We start from the raw sequence: 21170 nt of genomic DNA on the forward strand, positions 1-21170 counted from the left end.
TATTTTGTTTTGCGTTTCGGGTTGTCCGACACTTCCAGCCGCACCGCAGTACCGGGCAGCAGCAGTTCCCTGCACCGCCCGGTGTTCTTGACATGGACGGTTTCCACTGCTCCATTCACTTCCACATGGGCAATAAAGCGGTTGGGACGGTCAACAAAAATGCCGTCTGCGATTTCTCTGTACTTCAACGTTTTTCTCCATTTTCATTTTTGTCTGATACACCTGCGCCGTCCGGGCATCAAAGCAGCAGAAGATGACCCTCATATCGTAGTCGGCGTGGCTTTGCAGCCAATCCACCACGGTACAATATCCTCGTACGTTAGTTTCTTGCGAGTATAATACTTCCTCCTCTGCACAAGGTCAAGCAGAACATTTTCAGCGCTGCATCAATCCTCTGGTTGCACGCAAAAAACAGGCTCCTGCAAGCGTTTAACCACTGGCAGGAGCCCGTTTATTTCTTAGTGTTTCATCATCCACAGACCATGCAAGTTGCAGTAGGCGTATATTAACACCGACTTTGGGCTTATCGGCAATAAATTTCAATGGCTTTCTGTGCGAATTCTGCCGCACCTTCTCCCCCGGCAGCGTTGATGTTCTCCGTAAACTCGCCGCCGGCACCATACATCTGTCCAAGCCGATACAAAATGGGCTTCGTACAGGTATAGTAATTCTCGGTGATAAAGTCCTGCAGCTTTTTCACCTGCGCCTGTACTGCGGGGTCTGCCGGTTCTCTGGTTTGCAGCGTTCCGAATGCCGCTACGAGCCCCATCAACTGCTCGTTGATGCTGCCAGATTCCTTCTGCGTCCGCCGGGCATTTTTTGCCTCAAATTCCTGATACTCTGTGGTTTTGCCCCACTCTTTCTTTGCACGTTCTGCGTATTCCCTGATCTTCTGTGTGTCAAATGCGTTGAAGTCCATAACGTTTCCTCCTGTTGTCCGAATCTTCTCCGCAAGAGCGATCAACTTTTCCAGATGCTGTTTTTTCAGGTTCAGCAATGTGATCTGCTGTTCCAGCGCCTTTTCCCGGTCAAACTCCGGGTTTTTCAGAATTTTTCGGATATCCTCCAGTGAAAATTCCAGTTCTCGGAACAGCAAGATCTGTTGCAATCGTTCCAGTGCAGCATCATCATACAGGCGATATCCCGCCTGCGTTCGATGCGCCGGATGCAGCAGACCGATTTTATCGTAATATTGCAGCGTCCGAATGCTCACCTCGGTCAGATTGCTCACTTCCTTGACAGTCATCATTTCGTTTTCCTCCCTTGCGACAAGCTCAGTATACGCTATGACGTAACGTCAGGGTCAAGTGCTTTTTTAGTTTTTTCCGCCGTTTACCACAAGCAGCTCTGCACCGTGGGGATGCCCTCAGCTTCCCATGGCAATAAGCACCAGCACGACCACCACCGCAATGGCGATGAGGCAGCCGCAGCCGCTGCCGTCTCCACCACCACCGCCGCCATTGTTGTGATTTCCGCCGCCACCGCCGGACGAGCCACCAAAGTTGCGGTTGAAGGCCGTCATGTACTGGGCATAGCCCGTGTCGCCTTTGCCGAAATAGCCGTAATCACCGTTTGCCATTGTATTTTCCTCCGTCTGAAGTGTGTTTTGCTTCTTCTGAGGTCATTTTACCAAAGATGATATCCCATAAAGCTCTCTTTCAGAATTTCTTTGCAATGTCATTCTTCTCCGATTCCCAGATACGCATCGATGTCTGTGATGCCCTCCCCGCTGACCTCCACCAGATCCTCAAAGGGCACTACGGTGTCGCCCACCTGAAGGGTGCGGAACACCGGGTCGATGCGGTCTGCTTTTCCGGTCAGCGTGATGTAGTTGCCCACCGCCGGAACCTCCGGGTGGGCGGTATCCTCCTTGAAGTACCGCACCGTGATGGTCATGCCCTTGGTGACCTGCATCAGCCGATCGGACAGAGCCGACATTTCTTCTTCGGTCAGAATGCGCTTGGGCACACGCTCAGTGCGCTGTTTTTCTGCGGCAAGCTGCTCGTCGTAGCCTCGTAGCGGAGAGAAGGGCGAGAATATCTTGGCACGGTTCTGCAAGGTCATGCGGGGGTGCTTGCGGAGAGATTCTTCGGTCTGAGGGCGTTCCATCTCCAGAATATCCCCGTACTTTTGGGCGGTTTCCCGTCCGATCTTGCTATTTTTGTAGTTTTCCATCCGAACCTCCTGCCGAACCTCCCGCGCTGTGCCCGCCGATCTGCGCGTTGCGCTGTCGCATGGTGGCACCTTCCTCATAGCTGCTGGCCTTCAGCACGGCGTTTTTGCCGTACTTGTTCTTGATGCCCAGCATGGCTTGCTGGAGTTTTTTCTCCTTTTCCAGCTTCCTGGTGTCGGTGAAAAAGTCCACCTGATAGAAGCCCTCGTCCGGCGTGACCTTGTTGGCGTTGATGGTAATGCGCCGCACCGTCAGCGCCGGGTCGGTGATGCGCTCAAACAGCTTTGCGCTTTCGTTGATGAGGGTGCTGCCCAGATTGGTAGGGGCATCAAACCGGACGGTGCCGTGGGCTGCCTTGGGGATAACTCTGCCGTAGCGGTCGGTCTGGGTCAGACCACGGTAGCCGCCCTTGTCCACGTTCTCCCGGTCGTAGCCTATCTCCAAGGTGATGGATTCGGTCACCAGCTTCTTTTCGGTGAGCCGGAACATCAGCATCTCCGCCATCTCCCGGACAATGAGCTTCGCCTTGTCGTTGGGGTAGGGACAGGTCAGCACCTGCCCCTCGCTGATGCTGTTGGTGCTGGGCTTGTAGCTTTTGATCTCGGCCATGCCGCAGGGCTCATAACCCCATGCGTGGTCGATGAGAATTTCCGCGTCCACGCCGAAAATCTCATACAGACGATCATCCCCGTGGATAGAAAACCGTGCCAGGTCCCCCATGGTGTAGATACCGTGAGCTTCCAGCCGCTTGACCGTGCCGGGACCGGTCATCCAAAAATCCGTCAGCGGTCTGTGGTTCCACAGCAGATACCGATAGGACTGCTCGTCCAGCTCTGCAATGCGGACGCCATCTTTGTCTGCCGGAATGTGCTTTGCCACAATGTCCATGGCCAGCTTTGCAAGGTAGAGGTTGGTGCCGATGCCTGCCGTTGCGGTGATTCCAGTGTTGTACAGCACTTCCCGCACCATGGTCATGGCAAGTTCATGGGCGCTCATGTGATAATAAGGCAGATAGCCCGTCACATCAATGAAAACCTCGTCGATGGAGTAGGGGTAAATGTCTGCCGGGGACACATATTTGAGGTAGGTCTTGTAGATCTGGGTGGAAACGTCCAGATACCGTTGCATCCGGGGCGGCGCAACAATGTAGCTCAAGCCCAGCGCAGGGTCTGCGTTCAGGGCGTTGGCATCAAAAGAGGTTCTGGCAAAGTGGTACTTGCCGTCCTCTCCCCGGACTGCTTTTTTCTGCCGGATGGCAGTTTGCAGCCGCTGAGCGTTGACCTCTTTCACCCGCTGAACGGCTTCAAACAGCCGTGCTCTGCCGGGTATCCTGTAGGCTTTCAGGGAGGGCGACACCGCAAGGCAGATGGTCTTTTCGGTGCGGGAGGCGTCCGCCACCACCAGATTGGTGGTCAGGGGGTCCAGATGACGGTCTACGCACTCCACCGAGGCATAGAAGCTTTTCAGGTCGATTGCCAGATAGGTGCGCTGCGCTGCCATACTTCAGCCCTCCTTTGCAAAAGTCACAACTATTTATCTTATTATAATAAATCTTTACGCTGTTTTCAAGATAGAACGGCTATTTTATCTGTGATATAGACAACAAAAAAGAGTGGCAGCATTTCAAGCTGAAACGCTGTCACTCTGTAGGAACTGCGTAATGACTGACGATTATCCTTCTACTTTGACCGTAGCGCGATCGCTCTTTGCGTTTCCATCCGCATCCAGCGTGATATGCACAAAATGTTCCGGCTTATCATAATCCTTTGTCTCGCCGTCATCGGTATAGTATTCATAGGATGCACCATCGGGAGCATAGGCAAGCAGGCGCAAGTCTGCAAAATCCACATCGGCAACGCTCTGGATCTTTTTGCCGTCCTTGGCAAGGGGCAGAAGGTGTCCCTTGCGCATAAAGAACACCACTTCATCCAGCTCCACCGGAATGTAATGATGGCCTGCTGGCAGCACGCTGGTTTCGATGCGGTTGCTTTCGCTGCACTTTACCCGCACCTGCAGCATCTCCTCCGGCAGATAAACATACCGACCTCGGGCATTTTGCTCATATACCGGGGCGATCAACAGGCTTTCACCGATCATCACCTCATCCTCCACCCGGCGGGCAAAGTCGTCCTCCGGGAAGGCGAACGCCAACGGCATACAGTACATGCCGTCGTGCAGAGCAGCCTTCATGTACTCGCTGTAAATGTAGGGCAGCAGCAGGTAGCGCAGCTGTAAAATCCCGGCAAAGGCGGCCTTGTTCTTAAAGCGGTAGGGTTCCTGCCGACGGGTGCCGTTGGCAGAGTGGTTCCGCAGCAGCGGGGAGAAGATGCCCAAGCCATACCAGCGCAGCACCAGATCCTCCGTGGTATTGCTGCCAAAGCCGCCAATGTCGGGGCCTTCGTACAGGAAGCCGCACATATTCAAGGAGGGCATCATGTGCAGCGCAAGCAGAATGTGGCTCCACCAAGAATGGTTGTCGCCAGTCCAGATGCCGCCATACCGGTGCATCCCGATGCAGGCAGAACGGGAGTATATCAAAATGCGCTTGTCCGGCTCCAGCCGCTCGAAAGCCTCGCCTGCCGCACGGGTCATGTTATAACCAAAAAGATTATGTACCTTGTCGTGCCGCATACGCCCCTGTTTGGTGTTGTGGTAGAACAGCTTATAATCGTTTTCGTTGTTGGAAAGCTCTGCCACCATGCCGGTAAAAGCACCAAAGCTGGAAATATCCAGGTTTTGCTTGCTGTATTTCTCAATTTGAGCAAAGGTCTTTTTCAGTCTTTCCTCTGCGTAGAAGATAGCAGGCTCGTTCATATCATTCCAGAAGCCCTCGATCCCCTGATCCAGCAGAACTTTATATTGACTGCCAAACCAAGCACGGGCTTCCGGGTTGAGCATATCGGGGAAGTGTACCCGTCCCGGCCACACACCGGCTACAAAGGGGGTGCCATCCTGATTCGTGCAGAAGTAGCCGTTTTTCACGCCTTCCTCGTACACATCATATCCATCTTCGACCTTGACTGCTGCATCGATGATGGGGACAAGATGGATGCCCTGCGCTTTCATCTCGGCGGCAAAGTCTGCAAAACGCGGGAAGCGCTGCGCATCCACCGTAAAGTCCTTGTAACGCTCCATGTAATCGATATCCAAAACCACAGCGTCCAGCGGCATATGATTGGCACGGTAATTTGCCACCACCTCGCGGACCTCGTCCTCGTTCATGTAGCTCCAGCGGCTCTGGGCGTTGCCAAAAGCCCATTTGGGCGGAATATAACTGCGCCCCACCAACTGGCGGAACTGGTGCACAATATCGGTCAGGCTCTCGCCCTCAATGATGTAGAGATCGTAATTTTCCTCGGCCACCGTGATGCGTAAGGTATCCAGGTCAGTGTAGCCGCAGTCAAAGGTGACCTTGCCCGGGTAGTCGATAAAAAAGCCAAATGTATCCTTGCCGGACACGATCATAAAATTATAAGCACCGTACAGCGAGGATTTGCCCTCGGTATGGTTGCCGTCATCGGAGCATTTGCTTTCGTACACCCACCCGCGCTTGTTGATACCACGGACGTTTTCGCCGAGACCATACAGAATATCCTGCGGTTCCATGGCATAGGAGAAACCATCCGGCTCCTTGGTCAGATAGGGTATCGTTTCCATCATGGGCAAAAAAGGACCCACTACACTTTCGGTATCAAACGGTTGACCGTATTGCTTTTTGTAGATCATAGTAAAATATCTCTCCTCTGTTTTTTGAATCGTCACAGTGTAAAACGTACCAACGTATTTCTGATGGACAATTAAGAAACTCTGACATTGGCTGGAGCAATTGGGGCTTCAGCCTATCTGCCGTGGATGCCGATGCGGTCTTTGCTGTCGTTTTCAGCGCAGACGGAGGCGGCGGCTGGAGTTGTGATACGCCAGCGACATGGCTTCAAAGACGAGAAATCCGCACACAAAGCCCATGCCGGCAAACAGCTTTTTCCAGAAGTTCATTTCTTGCACCTCGTCCGCTTACAGCGCCGCATCCATTTCTTCCAACCGATCGATCCAACGCAGGTCGTCTTTTTTCTCCTGCCGCCGGTGCGCACCACCTCAAAGCTGCGTTCTTTCGTAGAAAGCGCACCCTCCACCCGGATCCGCAGATTTAGCTTACAATATAACTAATATAGTATAGTATACTTGCGCAGCATTTTGATTTCAAGCGCTAATTGGCATTGGCTGTGTAAAAAAGAGAGGCCAATCTGCGTAAAAATTTACGCAAGTTGATCCCTGTACTTTTCCACGATCCGGCTATCAGTATAGACAGTCGCCTTGCGATGCGGTATACTCGAACCAGATCAACATTCCCGCCGCAGCACGCGGAAAGATCGTGGGGAAAATATACGGGTAACAGGCGCATTGTTCTGCAAAACTACTATATAAACTAAAAAATCCGCCGAGGATGCCTCCCAACTGGGAAAGCTCCTCGGCGATATTTGTTTATCGGGTCTGGATTTTCTCGGTGGTGTCCTTTTCAGGTCACTCGCTTATGGAATCTATTTTTTCGCGTTTTGCGGCAAACTTCTCTGTTATACTCCAAACACTGTTTTCGTCAGCCGAATACCTGCCGCTGTTTTCATGGTATGTTCCATAAAAGATCGGATTGCCTGCTGGCTGTACCCGATTTCGGACGCATTGACGATATAATCCGCTTTGATCAGAATCTGGTAGTCGATACCGTTGATCTACTCCGGGCTATGGTGGTGCCCCACCAGATAAGCCACCCGGTTCACAGGATATATTCCATCTGCCGTTCCTTTGTCCTCATGCCCATTTTCTCGTAGAAGTGCTCTGCCGAAGTGTTTCCTGCCCAGACGTTCAGCGTCACCTCATAGCAGCCCTGCTCTTTTGCCTGCTGCTTCACATATTCAAACAGGCTTTCTCCGATGTGCTGTCCCCGTGCCTGCTGGTCAACGCACAAATCGTCGATGAACAGTGACTTAAAGGGCACCATATTCGTAGAAAATGGCTGCTCCTGCATTTGACAGAAGGCATAGCCCATACACACATCATCTTCGTTCACGGCAACATAGATGGGTTTATCTTCCTGCTTCATAAGTTCAGCCAGTTCGCAGACAGTGTATTTGGTAGTGCCGGGAATAAAAACATCCGGTCGGATCTCTGCATGGATCTGCAATACCTGCCCCAGCAGCGCAAGAAGTCTGGGAATATCTCTTTCCTCTGCCTTACGGATTTTCATTTCATTTTGCACCTTCCCGTTTTTCAATTTTACGAATTCAGTATACCACACCCAATCCCATTGTAAAAGAGGATATGTACGCCGCCCGCAGGCGGCCCCCTTTATTCTCCCGGTGATTCTTGAAGCCAGCCTTTGCGCAGCTGATTCAGTGCGTGGGTCTCGAGCCTTGAGACATAACTTCTGCTGATCTGGAGCAGCTGTGCCGTTTCCAGTTGGGTCAGGGGCGGCTGACCCGCCAGCCCGTACCGCAGCAGAATCAGCTTGCGCTCCCGGGCGGGCAGGCCCTCGATCAGCCTGCGCAGCCGCCGGGCCTCGTCCTGCCGCTCACAGGCATCCTCCATGCAGAAACCGTCCTGCAGTACATCGGAAAGGGTCAGTGCGCTGTCCTCCTTTCCCGCTTCCAGTGTTTCCTGCAGGGAAACGACCACACCATTTCTGCGCTCCCTGCGAAAATGCATCCGCAGCTCATTTGCTATCCTCTCCCCAGCGCACTTTCAGATGGAAAAGAGAATCCATCTCTTTCACGCAATGACGCATCTACGTCAAAATGGATTTTTTGGAGCCGAGAGAGCGGTTCCTTTTTTCTGCTTCAGAGGGTGTCATGTGAGGGTTGTGGTCTAACCCCTCTATACATCTTACAGGTAAGTTTGGCAGGCCCCCGCACCACCGTAGAGGCGCAGGCGTTCTACCGTATGTACCACTCTTACGCCGACATCCCGAACCCATGGGACCGTCTGCGTTGGTGCCGCTATGGTCTTGACCTGCTGCAAAAAGAGGTTGCTGCCATGGTGGGCATGGAGGAATGGCTCTATCGGGATCTGGAAAGCGGCACATTTCACCGCAGCTTTACGCCGGAACTTGCGGACAAGCTCGCCGCCCTTTACGGCATCCCGGTGGAGGACATTCTGGACGACTACACCCTGTTTCTGCACCGGGGCGGCGGAGCCTTCCTCCGCAGATACCGGGAAGCAAAAGGCTGGAGCCGTCAGCAGCTTGCCGACCATGCAAAGGTCAGCCGGACAAGCATCCGCTGCTGGGAGACCGGACAGAAAACCATCAGCCAAAAGTGTTTCCGGCTTCTGGCCGAAAATCTTGGGCCCGATTTTCTTTCTATGCTGCGCATGTGAGGTATGGTAATTTTTCTCCGGCCAAACGAAAAAGCTCGTCTGCAAGCCACGATATGTGGCAGCGCAGACGGGCTTTCGTTATGGAATCATTCTGTTTCAATTATTCTGATATTCGCTCTGACTTACATGGCGTTCCGTAAAACACGCAGTCGTTCTTCAAACGTTGCTTTCCATGCCGGATGCTCGGAGAATACGGTGTGCTCCACCTGACGGACTTGGTTCAGTCCGATGTTCCGCACCGCTTCCACTGCAGCATCTTTTTGGCTCAGATGGCGTTTTCCCACGGTCAGACAGTTTGCACCTTCTGGCGTGTCGTACTGCTGAAACGCCCGGTTGAAGTCCATCAGGTCATGCAGACGGATGGGCTGATTGGTTTCGTTATCTACCAGCAGACCCCAATTTTCCCAATGACGGTCGGTATTGCCCACCAGATAATCCAGAATGTTCATCATATAGTAGCTGGGAGCATCCAACTCTAAGATCTTATCCAGCGTGTTCCAATCATGGTTCGTGCAGTAGACGTCATAGGCTGCATAGGTCACAAGACTGTATCGCTGAGATGTCATGATTTTGCTGATAGAAACCGGCTCATTTTCAAACATCCCCTGCTCATACAGTACCTGATGGCAGTCAAAGCACCGGCAGATTTTGCTTGCCAGCACTTCACGTTCCACCGCTTCCCTGCCACCATCCTTGTAAAGATAGAAGCCATCCTCTTTTCGCACCCACGCCTTGGGGTACAAGCCGCCCGTAGACAGGTCATTTGCCAGAAGATGGGCGTTTGTCACCGTCATTTGGTGCCCCCGCAGCGCAATATCCACAAGCGCATTGCTTAAGGAGTGTGCAAAAAGGTTGATATCCTCGAATCGAATCTTCTCGTTTTCTTCTTTCACCCAGAACACATCCAGCAAAGACAGACAATGGTAGGATAATGCAATCTGTGCTCGTTCCCTGTCCGTAACACTCTGAGATGCACCGATACTGTTCAGGATTTCCTTGGCGTAGGTGCGATCCAACGTCAACATCCGGGAGGCACACCAATAGTAAAAGTTCGTTACATTATTGATGCGCTCGTCAAAATCATCCGATTCCACCAGAACCAGATCATAGGGCATGAAATCCTCGAGGCAGACCCTGCATTCCCCTGTCGTGCTGAGTTGTGCCACACAGCTTTCCCGGTGCATGATCTCGTAAAACATGGTTTTCATCCCTCCCTGCGTTCTGTGTCTTGCTCTGTATTTATATTACCTTCTTTTTTCACGGGACGCAAGAGCTTTTACTTTTCAAAAAGCTTTTTCTGCTGCTCCATCAGGACGGTTTCGATACGCTCTTTCAGCAAAAAGTGGAACTGTTTTGCGTGTTACGCAATGTCACAGGATGCCATATTGGCTGCCAACAATCAACAGTTTTGTTGTGTCAGCCGTATTTCAAAAGACTTATGTAACACAAAAAGCCCCACGCTCAACACTGCCTCTGAATCTGACCGTCTCTGGTCAGAGCAGAAAAGCATATGTTGAGCGTGGGGTTTTGTTTATCGGCTCGGCTGCCAACCGGACTTTTGGTGTTCTTTGGGTTTGTAGGTTCCTTTGGTAGTATCGATCACCGCCTGCAGCAATTCGAGCTTCTGCCATGTGGGGCAGTTCAGACGGTCGATTTTTTCGATCACATAGTTGGCGTGGGCGGTTGCGACCCGTTTTCCGAGTTCGTCCCATCCCTCTTTCGTTTTGGGGTAATGTACCACCACTTCAATGGGAGCACTCTTTCGCATGGCTCACTCACCTCCGGTTACATCGCTATCACCTCATTTTTACGGGTTACTGGTTGTCCGCTATTCGCTGCGGCTTCCGCTCAGAACGTTCAGAGCCAGACTGACCAGCAAAGCCATATCAATATTCAATTTTCAAGGTCCACCCGGCTGCGGCTCCCGCTCCCTTTCGGAGGTGGGCCGTTGCCGTGACAATAGTGTATCGTACTTTCGAGCAAAAGTTTATGGACTCGTAGTCCAAGTCACCCACCCTCTTAGTCCATATATTGTATACAACAGTCCCAAAAAGCAAAAAAATCCCGCCTGAAGAGCAAAACCTTCGCTTTGCCCTCAGACGGGATGTCTTTCGACACGACTGTTATAAATTCAAAAAAGCTCTTGACCTGAAGTCAACTTTAAGGATTATACTGAACCTGTCAGAAAAATTTTTGCCGTTCTTATGCGGCATGCATGATGACAAAGGAGAATTCATTATAATGGCCGACCGTCAGAAGTCCCACCGACATGATAGAACACCCTGTTTCCTGCTTTTCTTGCAGTAAGCAGCCCCATCTCATGGAATTTCATCACAAACGTCCGAATGGTTGCATACGCAGCGTTTCGGAAATCCTTTTCCAGCTGCTTTGTGGTAAACTCCTCTGCACCATAAGCAGACAGAACATACTCCCAGAGCAACCGTTCTTTTTCTGTGATTTTTCCTTCCGCAAGAGCAGTTTGATATACCTCAAGATCAGTTTTCGGCGGGACTGCATCCACCTGCAGGCGGTTATAGACCTCATTGCAGAAGTAGAACAGAAAGGGAGTCACATCCGTATAGCCGGAAATCAGAGCATTTCTCTCCACGCGTTCGTAGGCTTTGTAATATGCGTCCTTGTTTTCAGCGATGTATCGGGAAAACGGCGTGAATAGTGCCGCAGGATAGCCCTGCTGAACAAGATACCAGAGGTGGAATAGCCGTGCAGTGCGTCCATTCCCGTCAAAATAGGGGTGGTAGTATGCAAAAGCAAAGTGCAGAATGGCAGCCTTATGCAGCTCATTGATGCCGTCATTGGCATTCGCAAAATCGACAAGACATTTCATAGCACCGGGAAGCCGCTCTGCCGGAAGTCCCGGTCTGGGTTCTTCACCGCCCACAATAAAAACCTCGCCATGCCGATAAAAGTGGTTTGGCAGTAATCGATCTTCATCCGGGAGATAATCCCCTGTGCTGATCTGATATAGGTAATGCAGATTCTCCTCGGTGATCGTATTCTGACGATTCGCGATAAACTCCAGTCCGCGCTTCATACCATAGATGCGGGCTTCTTGTTCATCACGAGGGGCATAACCATCGAGGATATAACGGATACTGCTGCGGGTCGAGCGGATACTTTCAATTTGAAAAGTAGCATAAATTTCCTCGGTCATCGCCGACAAACCGAAGTTTTGTCCACTGACCGGGGCAGAGAGCAACTGCTTCATACCATTTGTTGAAATTTGCGCGAGGTTCGGCAGGTAAAACAGCTTATTTCCAGAAAAATCAGTCAACGGCAGAGGCTGCGCAAAGTTTTGCCGCAGCAATTCGGCAAATTCTTTGACGCTGACAGTCGAGTACTTGTATTCCATCCGATTGAGTTCAAACAAATGCTTATCTGAAAGCATTTTGGCAAACTGTGCCCCATCCATTCTGTCCACCTCGCAGTTGATACTTATTGATACTATATAGTATCAATATACCGATTCTTTATAAAAAAGTCAACCGAAACAGGCCGAACCAACTTTTTTCCATACTCTCCGTCAAAATTCCCGTGGTTCCGTCACGAATCACATCTCCATCGGCTTATTCCCCACTTCGTCCAGATACGCATTCAAAAATTCCGCTGCAAGGCTGTTGGGACGGATGTTTTCTCTGGCTTCCTGCGGGGTGAACCACTTGCAGCGGTCCACTTCGTGGTTGATATGCAGCGCCTTTGCGGTTCTGACGAAAGCCGTAAAGTTGCACATCAGCGTGTTAGACGGCTCAAAAAACTTGGTACGGTTGAACCGGAGGTGTTCTACTTCCAGCCCGGTTTCTTCCCGGACCTCCCGCACCACGGCATGTTCTTCTGCCTCACCGCGGTTCACATACCCGGCCACAAGAATATAAGAGAGCTTACCGTACTGCTGGATGAGCAGGATTTTCCCGGTCTCCTCATCCACAACAATCATGCTGACCGCCACATTGTACATCGGGAAACGGTATTGCTGGCATTTCGGGCAGTAAGGCACAATGCCCTCTTCTTCCAGTTCTTTTTCAATCAATGCCGTGCCGCATTCAAAGCAATGCTTCTGAATCATTTTTACACTCCAAACACTGTTTTCGTCAGCCGGATACCTGCTGCCGTCTTCATCGTATGTTCCATAAAGGTTCGGATTGCCTGCTGGTCGTACCCGCTTTCGGACGCATTGACGATATAATCCGCCTCAATTAGAATTTGATAGTCAATGCCGTCGATCTGCGCCGGGCTATGGTGGTGCCCTACCAGATAGGCCACACGGTCGATCTGTTCTGCTGTCATGCCGGTATCCGCCAAGAACTCCCGCACCAGCGGGGCACCCTCCTGCTCTTGATATTTACCATTGGTGTTGCCGTACTTTTTGCGGCAGAGCGGGCAGGCGATATCGTGGGTGATGGCCGCCACCTCCAGAATAAACTGCGTGTCTGCGTCCAGCCCCTCCAGCTCACCAATGGTTTTGGCATAGGTCCACACGCAGCTCAGGTGAGTGATGTCATGGATATTCCCTTCGGAAAAGGCGATCATCTTTTCCATGATCTGTGCAATGGTCATCATTTGTTTCACTCCCGTTTTTAATACTTAAATGTTCACCTTGATAAACGCGAATTTGTTTACTGTTTCTTATCATTGAAGTAAATGATAAATGCTCCCATCACAGCAACAGCAAGAATAACGCCCCACTCTGGTGCATTGACCCAATTTGCAAAGATGGCACCACTTATATACCCAACAATTACGGTTACGATCATTGCTAAAATCGCTTTCCCCATATAATCACACTCCTTTGTCAAATTCCGATTTATCAAATAAGAATTTCCGTCAATTTTTCTCTTGATGTGGCTCGCTTCTAAGAGTAGGAACGAACTGTTCTGTTGCCGGAGACGGACCATTCGGGTCGGTCTCCGGCAGTATTTTTGTTATCGCCTATTAAAAAACAGCCGGAACGACTTTCTGCTGCGCTACATCGATGATGCCGTATGTATTCAGTCTGAGTTTGGGAATGACCGGAAGGCTGACGAAGGCGAGGGTCATAAAGATGCCGATGTCTTCCGCTACACCATGTGCCTTGAGGGCATCGTTCAGCGCCTGCATTTTCGCCGCAACGCTCTCTGCGCTTTCGGTGCTCATCAATCCGGCCACCGGAAGCGCAAGTTCTGCCACGACCTGTCCATCTGCCACAAACGCAAGTCCGCCTTTGTTTTTCCGCACAGTGTTGCCGGCCAACATCATATCGGTATCGTTGTCCCCTGCCACAATCAGGTTATGGGAATCATGTGCGATGCTCGATGCAACGGCTCCGCATTTCAGGCTGAAGTTTCCTAAAAAGCCAATGCCCACATGGCCGGAGTGATGATGCCGCTCAAAAACGGCCAGTTTTACGATGTTGTGTTCCGGGTCCACACCGGAAGCTTTGCCCGGATGCCGTTGGAACGGGATGATTTTTTCCTCCGTAAGCAGCTCGCCCCGGTTCAGGCAGATGACACGCTCCTGCTCCCCGCTTTCCCGAAGTTCCAGGTCCTGCAGTGTGATCTGATCCAGATCAAAGGAATCCATAACGTGGGAAAATCTCACACGGTCGATGTCAAGCGGTGCGGGTTTCAGCGTTTTTCCGTGCTCGGCCACCAGCGTGCCATTCTTGTAAACCTGTTCGACCGTAAAGGATTCCAGATCAGGAACCACAACCAGATCTGCCCGGTGCCCCGGTGCTACGGCACCGCGCTGCTTGAACCCAAAATACTGTGCCGGGACCAGCGTTGCCATTTTGACGGCCACTGCCGGGTCTGCGCCCAGCCGGATCGCTTTACGGATGTTGGAATCGATGTGGCCGCTGTCCAGCAGGTCACCGGGGTGCTTATCATCCGTCACCAGCATACAGCGGCTGCAATAGGGCTCCCGGAACAGCGGCATCAGGGCCTCCATATTTTTGGCAGCCGTTCCTTCCCGGATCATGATGTATTGTCCGCGCCGGAGTTTTTCCATGGCTTCCTCGATGTTGGAGCACTCGTGATCGGACTGAACGCCTGCCGCAATATAAGCATTCAGGTCCTTATCGCTCAAGAGCGGTGCGTGTCCATCCACGATCTTTCCCGCTTCGGTGCAGTCGCGGATCTTCTGCAGGATCTTCGGGTCACAGCGCACCGTCCCGTAGGCATTCATCAGTTCCGCAAGCCCCAGCACACGGGGATCGCCGTAGTAAGGCCGGAGCTGTTCTGCGTTCAGCACCGCACCGGATTCATCCAGATCCGTGGCCGGAACACAGGAGGGTAGCATGAAATAAACCGAAAGGGTCAGATTTTTTGTCGTTTCCAGCATAAAATCCAAGCCTTCCAGCCCCGCAACGTTCGAGATCTCGTGTGGGTCTGTGGCCACCGCAGTGGTACCGTGGGGCAGCACTGCCTGCTCGAAAGCCGGACCACAGAGCATGGAGCTTTCGATGTGGATATGCCCATCGATCAGGCCCGGGCAGACATATTTGCCGTGCAGATCAACTTCTTTCCGGCCATGATACGTGCCCACGCCCACGATCGAATTTCCGCTGATGGCAATGTCAGCGGTGTCGATCTCATCGGTAAACACATTGACGATTCTGGCATTTTTCAAAACCAGATCGGCCAAAGCATCTCCTCTGCCTGCCGAGATCCGGCGTTTCAGCTCATCAGACTGCATAGAAACATCTCCTCTCTCTGAAGTTCGATTTTCTCACCTGTGGATTGGTTCTGCCCTTATTCTACCACGCCTTGCCGCTGCGGAAAAGATGTCGGGAAACAAAAATGGCCCCGGAGGGCTTGTTACAGCTCTCCGGGGCCACCTTATGTGCGTGTGTGACTTGGCGCACACCGTCAGCACTCCACTGCCACCTTGATCACGCCGTCCCGTTTCTTTTCAAACAGCTCGTAGCCCTCTGCGATCCGGCGCAGGGGGTAGGTGTGGGTGATGAGCGGTTCGGTATCGATCTTGCCTTCTGCGATGAGACGCAGCGTTTCTTCACAATCGCAGCCGTCCACGCCGCCGGTCTTAAAGGTGAGGTTTTTGCCGTACATTTCCGGCAGCGGCAGGGTCTGTGCCTTATCGTACAGTGCCACCACCGTCACAATGGCGTTGGGCCGTGCACACTCCCATGCCAGCCGAAAGGTGGAGTCTGCCCCTGCCACCTCCAGCACCACATCGGCCCCGCCGTGGTCGCTGTGGGCACGCACAAAGGCGGCGCAGTCCTCCGGCTGCACGGTGAGCACCTGCGGGTAGTGCCGACGGATGAACTGCAGGCGGCTTGCGTCCTTTTCACAGACGATGATGCGCTTGGGGCTGTGCAGCATGACGCACAGCAGCGTGCAGATGCCGGTCGGCCCTGCACCGAGGATCAGCACGGTATCCTCGGGGGTGATTTCCGAGATGCGTGCCGCCCAAAAGCCGGTGGCCAGCACATCGCCCACCAGCAGCGCCTGCCGATCGGTAACGCCGTCCGGGATCTTGTTCAGTCCCTGATCCGCAAAGGGCACCCGGACATACTCGGCCTGCCCGCCGTCGATGCGGCAGCCCAGCGCCCAGCCGCCGTTTTGATCGGTGCAGTTGTTCACAAAGCCTTTTTTGCAGAAAAAGCACTCTCCGCAGAAGGTCTCCACGTTCACCGTCACCCGGTCGCCGGGTTTCACATTGGTCACCGCACTGCCCACTTCTTCTACGATGCCCACCATCTCGTGCCCTACGGTGATGCCGGGCACCGCCCGGGGCACGCTGCCGTGCTTAATGTGCAGGTCGCTGGAGCAGATGCTGGCAAGGGTCACCTTTACAATGGCGTCCCGCTCGTGCTGCAGCACCGGCTTTGGTTTTTCCATCAGGGCAAACGTCCCCTCTGAAACATAGGTATAGGTCAGCATGCTTTTTACCTCCATGCGCTTTGATCTTTCCGGACTTGAGTATACCACGCAGCTATGGCAAAGAGCAAGCCGCAAAAGGCCCGCCCTTTGCGGCAGCTCTCCGCCGATCAGATCTTGGGCTGATACTGCATGCTGGACACATTGTAAACGGTAACAAAAGCCTTGGGGTCTTCCCGGTTGATAAAGTTCATCAGCTTCTGATATTCGCTCTTGTCCACGATGGTAATGATCTCGTTGTGCTTTTCCAGATTGTATGCACCGATGGCCTCGTACATGGTCGCACCGCTGTGCAGGTCATGGAGGATGAACTGACGCAGCGCCTCCTCTTTTTCGGTGATGATGCAGACGCGGCGTTTGATGCTGTTATCAAAGATGAAATGGTCCAGCACGATGCCGTTGAAGTAAGTACCGAGGATACTCAGCACCACGGTCTTTTTATCGTAGACCAGGGCTGCGGAAAGCGCCACACACATTCCCGACAGAGACATGGCTTTTCCCAATTCCATGTGCAGGTACTTGTTCATGATCTTTGCCACGATATCCAGCCCGCCGGAGGATGCATTGCGGTTGAACAAAATACTCAGCCCGATGCTGACCACCAGAATATAGCACAGCACGTCCAGCTCCTGACTGCCGGTCATCGAGCCGAACTCCGGGAACAGCTTTTCAAACAGCCCCAGAAACACCGGCAGCAGCACACTGGTGTATACGGTCTTTGCGCCAAATTCTCTGCCGCAGGTAAAGAACCCGATGATGAGAAGCACGACGTTCAGGATCATCGTAATGACCGACAAGGGCAGCGGCACAAAATTGGACAGCACGATGCCAAGGCCGGAAATGCTGCTGACGGATGTATGGCTCGGCACCAGAAAAAAGAAAACGCCCGCCGCAATGATCGCCACCGCCCCGGTCAGGACTGCCGTCTCCCTCAGGACTGCGCCGGTCTTTCCTTTTACATCACTCATCTTTGTCCCCCTAAAATCAAATTTGTTTCACCGATCTCCTCATCTTTGTCGATGCGGACAAGGAGCTTACCGCCAAAGCGTTTGTATTCCATAGTGAAGTACCTCCATAAATTCCGAGTTGCTGTTCTCAGTATACCATGGTTTTCCCTTACGGAAAAGATAGCGAAACAAAAATGCCCCCGGAGGGCTTGTTGCGGCTCTCCGGGGGCATCTTATGTGCGTGTGTGACTTGGCGCACACGACCGGCGTTTTACTCGATCTCGATCAGGTTCGGGTTCTCAGGCAGAGCCTTCTGCTGCTGGGGTGCAGGCAGCTGGATGTGCAGGATGCCATCCTCGAACTTTGCGTGGATATCCTCTTTCTTTACGGCATCGCCCACATAGAAGCTGCGCGCGCAGGTGCCGGAGAAGGATTCGCGCCGCAGATAGCGGCCATTCTTATCCTTTTCGTCGTTGCTGTGGCTGCGCACTGCCTGAATGGTCAGGTAGCCGTCGTTCAGATCCATCTGAACGTCTTCCTTCTTGCAGCCCGGCAGGTCAACCGCTACTTCGTAGCCGTTGTCCGTCTGTTTGACATCGGTCTTCATCATGTTTGCACCACGCTTACCAAAGGTATCACGAGCCTCACGGTTCATCATACGTTCCAGTGCAGCGTCATTCCAGAACGGATCGAAGAAATCATCGAACAGGTTTTCATGGAAAACAGTCGGCATAAGCATAAATCATTCCTCCAATCCCGGCGTTCGGGTCGGGGCAAAAAATCTGAAGCGTCCATTCAGAAGGGCTTTCCGGGGAGCCGCTCGATCACCTTGCGGCTCTCTCTTTTGCCCTTCCTCCTGAGCACGCCACTGTTATAGCACCGTTCATTAGCAGTGTCAATAGAAGAGTGCTAAAATTCATAAAAGAATAATACTTTCATAAAATCCCATGCAATCTTTTCAAAATTCAGTCGTATCATCGTGTCTTTATCATTTCTGCCGGTACATCGGCGTAGACAGATATTTCATGCCGTTGTCCGGGACGATGACCACGATGTTCTTTCCCTGATTCTCCGGTCTGCGGCCCACCTGCACCGCTGCGTGCAAAGGCGATAGACTGGTTTGCGACTTTCCCTCCAAAGCCCCGCTGCATGGACTTGGCTGCAAGGGTCTCTTTGGGCGCGAGAAAGTGCTCGACCTCATAGGTATAATCGTAGTTGAGGGAACCAAACGAAAGGATTTTCATGGTATGTCTTTTTTACTCCATTCTCTGAATCACCGCACCCAGCCATCGGCACAGGGTATCGCCTGCCTGATTTGCGATTTCCAGCACACGGGCGTGGCTATGCTTGACCGTCTGGATGCCGGTGGCCATGTTAGTGATGCAGCTGACGGCCAGTACCTTCATGCCCATGTAGTTGCAGACCATGGTTTCCGGCACGGTGCTCATGCCCACGGCATCGGCTCCCATCCCCGCAAAGGCGCGAATTTCAGCCGCCGTTTCATAGCAAGGGCCCATAAAGCCCATGTAAACGCCCTCCTTGTAGGCAATGCCCAGTTCATCGGCGGTCTGCTTGGCAAGGTTCCGCAGTTCCAGACTGTAAGGTTCGGTCATGTCCGGGAAGCGGGGGCCGAAGCGCTCATCGTTGGGACCAATGAGGGGGTTCGTGCCCATCATGTTGATGAAGTCGGTAATGAGCATCAGGGTGCCCGGCGCAAACTCCCGGTTGATGCCGCCGCAGGCGTTGGTCAGCACCACCTTTTCCACGCCCAGCAGCTTGAACACATAGAACGGGTAGCAGACTTCCTTCATGGAGTAGCCCTCATAGAAATGGAAGCGGCCTTCCATGGCGTAGACTTCCGTGTCCCCCAGCTTGCCAGCCAACAATGCGCCTTTGTGTCCTGCCACCGTGGATACCGGGAAGTTGGGGATATCCTTGTAGGACAGTTCTTCCGTGTCCGTAAAGTCCGCGGTCAGCTTGCCAAGGCCGGAGCCCAGCACCACCGCGATCTTCGGGCGCTTTTTCGTGTGCGTCTTGATATATTCCGCACTTTCCAGTGCCTTTTCATAAAGATGTTCCATACCGTTCTCTCCTTTTCCCAAAAAATTCGATATACTCTCTGGGTTCAGTATATCGGATTTTTCAGGCCGATGCAAGACACCCTTCATCGAGTCTTATTAAAAGCCAAGGAGCAGATACTTCACATCACGAGTGTGTTGTATCTGCTCCTTGGTTCTCCGAATGTCTCATCTCTGGCCGATGTTCCACCGAAACAGCTCATATCCTTCTCGGATATCCTCCGGCAGACGTTTCAAAGTCTCATCCCGCAGTTCCTGCGGCATCCCGTAAAAAGCTTCGGCAATGCCGCCGGTGATGCAGGCAAGGGTGTCGCTGTCGCCGCCCAGAGAAACTGCATTGCGAAGTGCATCCTCAAAACTGACGCTTTCCAGAAAAGCAATGATTGCTTCCGGCACAGTTTCCTGACAGGTCTCCACATGATGATAGGTCGGTCGAATTTCATCGCAGGTACGGTTCAGGTCATAACCGAAGGTCTGCTCCACATATTGTTTGATTTCCGGCTTGCTGCGGCCGGTACGGGCCAGAAAAATCGCTGCCGCCGTGGCCTGCGCGCCTTTGATGCCCTCCGGGTGGTTGTGGGTGACTTCAGCGGTCACTTTTGCCATTTCCAGCGTTTTGTCCAGCGTATCGAACAGCCAGCCCGCTGCCGACACCCGCATAGCCGAGCCGTTGCCGAAACTGCCATAGGGATTCGGATTTTCTGCGTGCAGCCACCGGCGGAACATCCCGCCGTAACCGGCATGGGGATATTCACGGCCCCAGAACCGCATTTCATGCTGCACTGCACAAAATGTTCTCTCCGGCAGACCCTTTCCGTCAATCAGACCAACTGCCACCGCAGCGGTCATGACGGTATCATCGGTGAAGTGCGATTTCTCGCTCAGCAGCGGAAAATCCTTGTGCTTGTAATTGTTGTGGTCAAATTCATAGGGACTGCCCACGATGTCACCCAAGATTGCTCCTAACATGGCTGTTTCCTCCCTTACCTATAATGCCGCTTCTGGAAATCAGCTTCGATTTGTTCTTTCCACTCTGCGCCGATGGACGCGCAGCAGGGTGCTTCCCGCATCCGGGAGACCGTCTCGCTGACAACGTGGTAGTTGACCGCCACGCCCTGTGCGTCATTCTCAAACCGCACAGCCCGGTCGGACGAGATGCCGAAGCGGGCAGCTTCCTTCACGGCGTCCATGTTGGCACCGAGGAACAGGAACTCCCAGCCGTATTGCTCTTTTTCCCGCTCGATCATCCGGCGGATCTTCTCATAGCCAAACCGCTTGCTGGCGTTTTCCAAGCCGTCCGTGGTGATGACAAAGATGACCTTTTCGGCGCGCTCGCTCTCCGGCAGATGGCGCTGAATGTTCGCCATCTTCTCCACGCCGTAACCAATGGCATCCAGCAGGGCCGTGCAGCCACGGACGTAATAGTCCTTTTCCGTCAGCGGTGCAACAGCCTTCAGCGGGAAACGGTCGTGCAGCAGCTGCACCTCATGGTCGAACAGGATCGTGGTCACGTTGGCCTCGCCCTCCTGCTCCTTCTGCCGAGTCAGCATAGCATTGAACCCGCCAATGGTATCCTGCTCCAGCCCGCCCATGGAACCGCTGTGGTCCAGAATGAAAACAAGCTCGGTAAGATTTTTCTTCATAATAAATGCCCTCCGTTTTGTGGTGTATCGCTTTCGTTGGCAAAAGGATACCACAAACCGGAGGGCAAAAG

22 protein-coding genes and 1 pseudogene are annotated in these 21170 nt (G+C 52.7%); 2 read left to right on the forward strand and 21 right to left on the reverse strand.

Annotated elements, in window-relative coordinates:
* The 6 genes and pseudogenes from J3351_RS07205 to J3351_RS07230 form a co-directional block, all read right to left on the reverse strand.
* Nucleotides 1-188: pseudogene (locus J3351_RS07205) on the reverse strand (DNA/RNA nuclease SfsA); the annotation flags it as partial.
* 335 nt (nucleotides 189-523) lie between these two features.
* A complete protein-coding gene (locus tag J3351_RS07210) occupies nucleotides 524-1249 on the reverse strand; it encodes a MerR family transcriptional regulator (RefSeq protein ID WP_097770683.1) in 726 nt (241 codons plus the stop codon).
* A gap of 117 nt (nucleotides 1250-1366) precedes the next feature.
* Complete coding sequence (locus J3351_RS07215; RefSeq protein WP_097770682.1) at nucleotides 1367-1579, reverse strand: HFLK protein; 213 nt, start codon at nucleotides 1577-1579, stop codon at nucleotides 1367-1369.
* A gap of 98 nt (nucleotides 1580-1677) precedes the next feature.
* Nucleotides 1678-2175 carry a hypothetical protein gene (locus tag J3351_RS07220; protein ID WP_097770681.1) on the reverse strand — a complete coding sequence of 166 codons (498 nt, stop codon included), beginning with the start codon at nucleotides 2173-2175 and terminating at the stop codon, nucleotides 1678-1680.
* Nucleotides 2156-3673 (reverse strand): DNA methylase, encoded by a 1518-nt coding sequence (locus J3351_RS07225; RefSeq protein ID WP_207697425.1) that lies wholly within the window; start codon nucleotides 3671-3673, stop codon nucleotides 2156-2158. The genes J3351_RS07220 and J3351_RS07225 overlap by 20 nt, the downstream gene beginning before the upstream one ends.
* A 171-nt stretch (nucleotides 3674-3844) precedes the next feature.
* Nucleotides 3845-5899 (reverse strand): TIM-barrel domain-containing protein, encoded by a 2055-nt coding sequence (locus tag J3351_RS07230; protein WP_207697426.1) that lies wholly within the window; start codon nucleotides 5897-5899, stop codon nucleotides 3845-3847.
* 87 nt (nucleotides 5900-5986) lie between these two features.
* Between J3351_RS07230 and J3351_RS07235 the strand changes: the two genes are divergently transcribed.
* Nucleotides 5987-6337, forward strand: coding sequence for a hypothetical protein (locus tag J3351_RS07235; RefSeq protein WP_156070537.1), 351 nt, complete (start codon nucleotides 5987-5989; stop codon nucleotides 6335-6337).
* Nucleotides 6338-6941: 604 nt separating this feature from the next.
* On the opposite strand, the gene J3351_RS07240 is transcribed toward J3351_RS07235, so the two are convergent.
* Together J3351_RS07240 and J3351_RS07245 are read right to left on the reverse strand one after the other, a co-directional pair.
* Nucleotides 6942-7412 (reverse strand): GNAT family N-acetyltransferase, encoded by a 471-nt coding sequence (locus tag J3351_RS07240; RefSeq protein WP_207697427.1) that lies wholly within the window; start codon nucleotides 7410-7412, stop codon nucleotides 6942-6944.
* Between the two features lie 101 nt (nucleotides 7413-7513).
* Nucleotides 7514-7870: a sigma-70 family RNA polymerase sigma factor gene (locus J3351_RS07245; protein WP_005934110.1), complete on the reverse strand. Its 357-nt coding sequence runs from the start codon at nucleotides 7868-7870 to the stop codon at nucleotides 7514-7516.
* A gap of 189 nt (nucleotides 7871-8059) precedes the next feature.
* Here J3351_RS07245 and J3351_RS07250 point away from each other — a divergent pair, with 189 nt between their 5' ends.
* The gene (locus J3351_RS07250; protein WP_242699345.1) at nucleotides 8060-8539 is read left to right on the forward strand and encodes a helix-turn-helix transcriptional regulator; all 480 of its coding nucleotides are present in this window, start codon (nucleotides 8060-8062) and stop codon (nucleotides 8537-8539) included.
* A gap of 122 nt (nucleotides 8540-8661) precedes the next feature.
* On the opposite strand, the gene J3351_RS07255 is transcribed toward J3351_RS07250, so the two are convergent.
* The 13 genes from J3351_RS07255 to J3351_RS07315 all read right to left on the reverse strand — a co-directional run bounded on the left by J3351_RS07255 (nucleotide 8662) and on the right by J3351_RS07315 (nucleotide 21099).
* A complete protein-coding gene (locus J3351_RS07255; RefSeq protein ID WP_374222238.1) occupies nucleotides 8662-9738 on the reverse strand; it encodes a hypothetical protein in 1077 nt (358 codons plus the stop codon).
* A 332-nt stretch (nucleotides 9739-10070) separates the two neighbouring features.
* Nucleotides 10071-10307 carry a hypothetical protein gene (locus J3351_RS07260; protein ID WP_207697428.1) on the reverse strand — a complete coding sequence of 79 codons (237 nt, stop codon included), beginning with the start codon at nucleotides 10305-10307 and terminating at the stop codon, nucleotides 10071-10073.
* A gap of 468 nt (nucleotides 10308-10775) precedes the next feature.
* Nucleotides 10776-11969 carry a Fic family protein gene (locus J3351_RS07265; RefSeq protein ID WP_207697429.1) on the reverse strand — a complete coding sequence of 398 codons (1194 nt, stop codon included), beginning with the start codon at nucleotides 11967-11969 and terminating at the stop codon, nucleotides 10776-10778.
* A gap of 138 nt (nucleotides 11970-12107) precedes the next feature.
* Complete coding sequence (locus J3351_RS07270) at nucleotides 12108-12620, reverse strand: NAD(+) diphosphatase (protein WP_097778871.1); 513 nt, start codon at nucleotides 12618-12620, stop codon at nucleotides 12108-12110.
* Between the two features lie 2 nt (nucleotides 12621-12622).
* Nucleotides 12623-13114: an HD domain-containing protein gene (locus tag J3351_RS07275; protein ID WP_005922554.1), complete on the reverse strand. Its 492-nt coding sequence runs from the start codon at nucleotides 13112-13114 to the stop codon at nucleotides 12623-12625.
* A 56-nt stretch (nucleotides 13115-13170) separates the two neighbouring features.
* A complete protein-coding gene (locus J3351_RS07280) occupies nucleotides 13171-13329 on the reverse strand; it encodes a hypothetical protein (protein ID WP_005932444.1) in 159 nt (52 codons plus the stop codon).
* A gap of 157 nt (nucleotides 13330-13486) precedes the next feature.
* A complete protein-coding gene (ade, locus tag J3351_RS07285) occupies nucleotides 13487-15226 on the reverse strand; it encodes an adenine deaminase (protein WP_207697430.1) in 1740 nt (579 codons plus the stop codon).
* A gap of 173 nt (nucleotides 15227-15399) precedes the next feature.
* Nucleotides 15400-16434, reverse strand: coding sequence for an alcohol dehydrogenase (locus J3351_RS07290; protein ID WP_035394006.1), 1035 nt, complete (start codon nucleotides 16432-16434; stop codon nucleotides 15400-15402).
* Between the two features lie 107 nt (nucleotides 16435-16541).
* Complete coding sequence (locus J3351_RS07295) at nucleotides 16542-17399, reverse strand: YitT family protein (RefSeq protein WP_156057600.1); 858 nt, start codon at nucleotides 17397-17399, stop codon at nucleotides 16542-16544.
* Nucleotides 17400-17649: 250 nt separating this feature from the next.
* Nucleotides 17650-18117 carry an Hsp20/alpha crystallin family protein gene (locus J3351_RS07300; protein ID WP_156070540.1) on the reverse strand — a complete coding sequence of 156 codons (468 nt, stop codon included), beginning with the start codon at nucleotides 18115-18117 and terminating at the stop codon, nucleotides 17650-17652.
* A 517-nt stretch (nucleotides 18118-18634) separates the two neighbouring features.
* Nucleotides 18635-19459, reverse strand: coding sequence for a purine-nucleoside phosphorylase (locus J3351_RS07305; protein WP_097785016.1), 825 nt, complete (start codon nucleotides 19457-19459; stop codon nucleotides 18635-18637).
* A 165-nt stretch (nucleotides 19460-19624) separates the two neighbouring features.
* The gene (locus J3351_RS07310) at nucleotides 19625-20425 is read right to left on the reverse strand and encodes an ADP-ribosylglycohydrolase family protein (protein WP_207697431.1); all 801 of its coding nucleotides are present in this window, start codon (nucleotides 20423-20425) and stop codon (nucleotides 19625-19627) included.
* 14 nt (nucleotides 20426-20439) lie between these two features.
* On the reverse strand, nucleotides 20440-21099 hold the full coding sequence (locus J3351_RS07315; protein ID WP_207697432.1) for a vWA domain-containing protein: 660 nt from the start codon (nucleotides 21097-21099) through the stop codon (nucleotides 20440-20442).
* Nucleotides 21100-21170 lie beyond the last annotated feature (71 nt).

The sequence above is a fragment of the Faecalibacterium sp. Marseille-Q0746 genome (assembly GCF_017377595.1).
Classification (GTDB): Bacteria; Bacillota; Clostridia; order Oscillospirales; family Ruminococcaceae; genus Faecalibacterium; species Faecalibacterium duncaniae.

What these genes read in the sequence shown, in the direction of transcription:
- J3351_RS07265 (WP_207697429.1), bottom strand. Translation starts at nt 11,969, where the DNA reads ATGGATGGGGCACAGTTTGCCAAAATGCTTTCAGATAAGCATTTGTTT.
- J3351_RS07295 (WP_156057600.1), bottom strand. Translation starts at nt 17,399, where the DNA reads ATGAGTGATGTAAAAGGAAAGACCGGCGCAGTCCTGAGGGAGACGGCA.
- J3351_RS07260 (WP_207697428.1), bottom strand. Translation starts at nt 10,307, where the DNA reads ATGCGAAAGAGTGCTCCCATTGAAGTGGTGGTACATTACCCCAAAACG.
- J3351_RS07290 (WP_035394006.1), bottom strand. Translation starts at nt 16,434, where the DNA reads ATGCTGACCTATACCTATGTTTCAGAGGGGACGTTTGCCCTGATGGAA.
- ade (WP_207697430.1), bottom strand. Translation starts at nt 15,226, where the DNA reads ATGCAGTCTGATGAGCTGAAACGCCGGATCTCGGCAGGCAGAGGAGAT.
- J3351_RS07310 (WP_207697431.1), bottom strand. Translation starts at nt 20,425, where the DNA reads ATGTTAGGAGCAATCTTGGGTGACATCGTGGGCAGTCCCTATGAATTT.
- J3351_RS07245 (WP_005934110.1), bottom strand. Translation starts at nt 7,870, where the DNA reads ATGCATTTTCGCAGGGAGCGCAGAAATGGTGTGGTCGTTTCCCTGCAG.
- J3351_RS07240 (WP_207697427.1), bottom strand. Translation starts at nt 7,412, where the DNA reads ATGAAAATCCGTAAGGCAGAGGAAAGAGATATTCCCAGACTTCTTGCG.
- J3351_RS07280 (WP_005932444.1), bottom strand. Translation starts at nt 13,329, where the DNA reads ATGGGGAAAGCGATTTTAGCAATGATCGTAACCGTAATTGTTGGGTAT.
- J3351_RS07300 (WP_156070540.1), bottom strand. Translation starts at nt 18,117, where the DNA reads ATGCTTATGCCGACTGTTTTCCATGAAAACCTGTTCGATGATTTCTTC.
- J3351_RS07275 (WP_005922554.1), bottom strand. Translation starts at nt 13,114, where the DNA reads ATGATGACCATTGCACAGATCATGGAAAAGATGATCGCCTTTTCCGAA.
- J3351_RS07210 (WP_097770683.1), bottom strand. Translation starts at nt 1,249, where the DNA reads ATGATGACTGTCAAGGAAGTGAGCAATCTGACCGAGGTGAGCATTCGG.
- J3351_RS07215 (WP_097770682.1), bottom strand. Translation starts at nt 1,579, where the DNA reads ATGGCAAACGGTGATTACGGCTATTTCGGCAAAGGCGACACGGGCTAT.
- J3351_RS07230 (WP_207697426.1), bottom strand. Translation starts at nt 5,899, where the DNA reads ATGATCTACAAAAAGCAATACGGTCAACCGTTTGATACCGAAAGTGTA.
- J3351_RS07225 (WP_207697425.1), bottom strand. Translation starts at nt 3,673, where the DNA reads ATGGCAGCGCAGCGCACCTATCTGGCAATCGACCTGAAAAGCTTCTAT.
- J3351_RS07255 (WP_374222238.1), bottom strand. Translation starts at nt 9,738, where the DNA reads ATGTTTTACGAGATCATGCACCGGGAAAGCTGTGTGGCACAACTCAGC.
- J3351_RS07270 (WP_097778871.1), bottom strand. Translation starts at nt 12,620, where the DNA reads ATGATTCAGAAGCATTGCTTTGAATGCGGCACGGCATTGATTGAAAAA.
- J3351_RS07220 (WP_097770681.1), bottom strand. Translation starts at nt 2,175, where the DNA reads ATGGAAAACTACAAAAATAGCAAGATCGGACGGGAAACCGCCCAAAAG.
- J3351_RS07315 (WP_207697432.1), bottom strand. Translation starts at nt 21,099, where the DNA reads ATGAAGAAAAATCTTACCGAGCTTGTTTTCATTCTGGACCACAGCGGT.
- J3351_RS07305 (WP_097785016.1), bottom strand. Translation starts at nt 19,459, where the DNA reads ATGGAACATCTTTATGAAAAGGCACTGGAAAGTGCGGAATATATCAAG.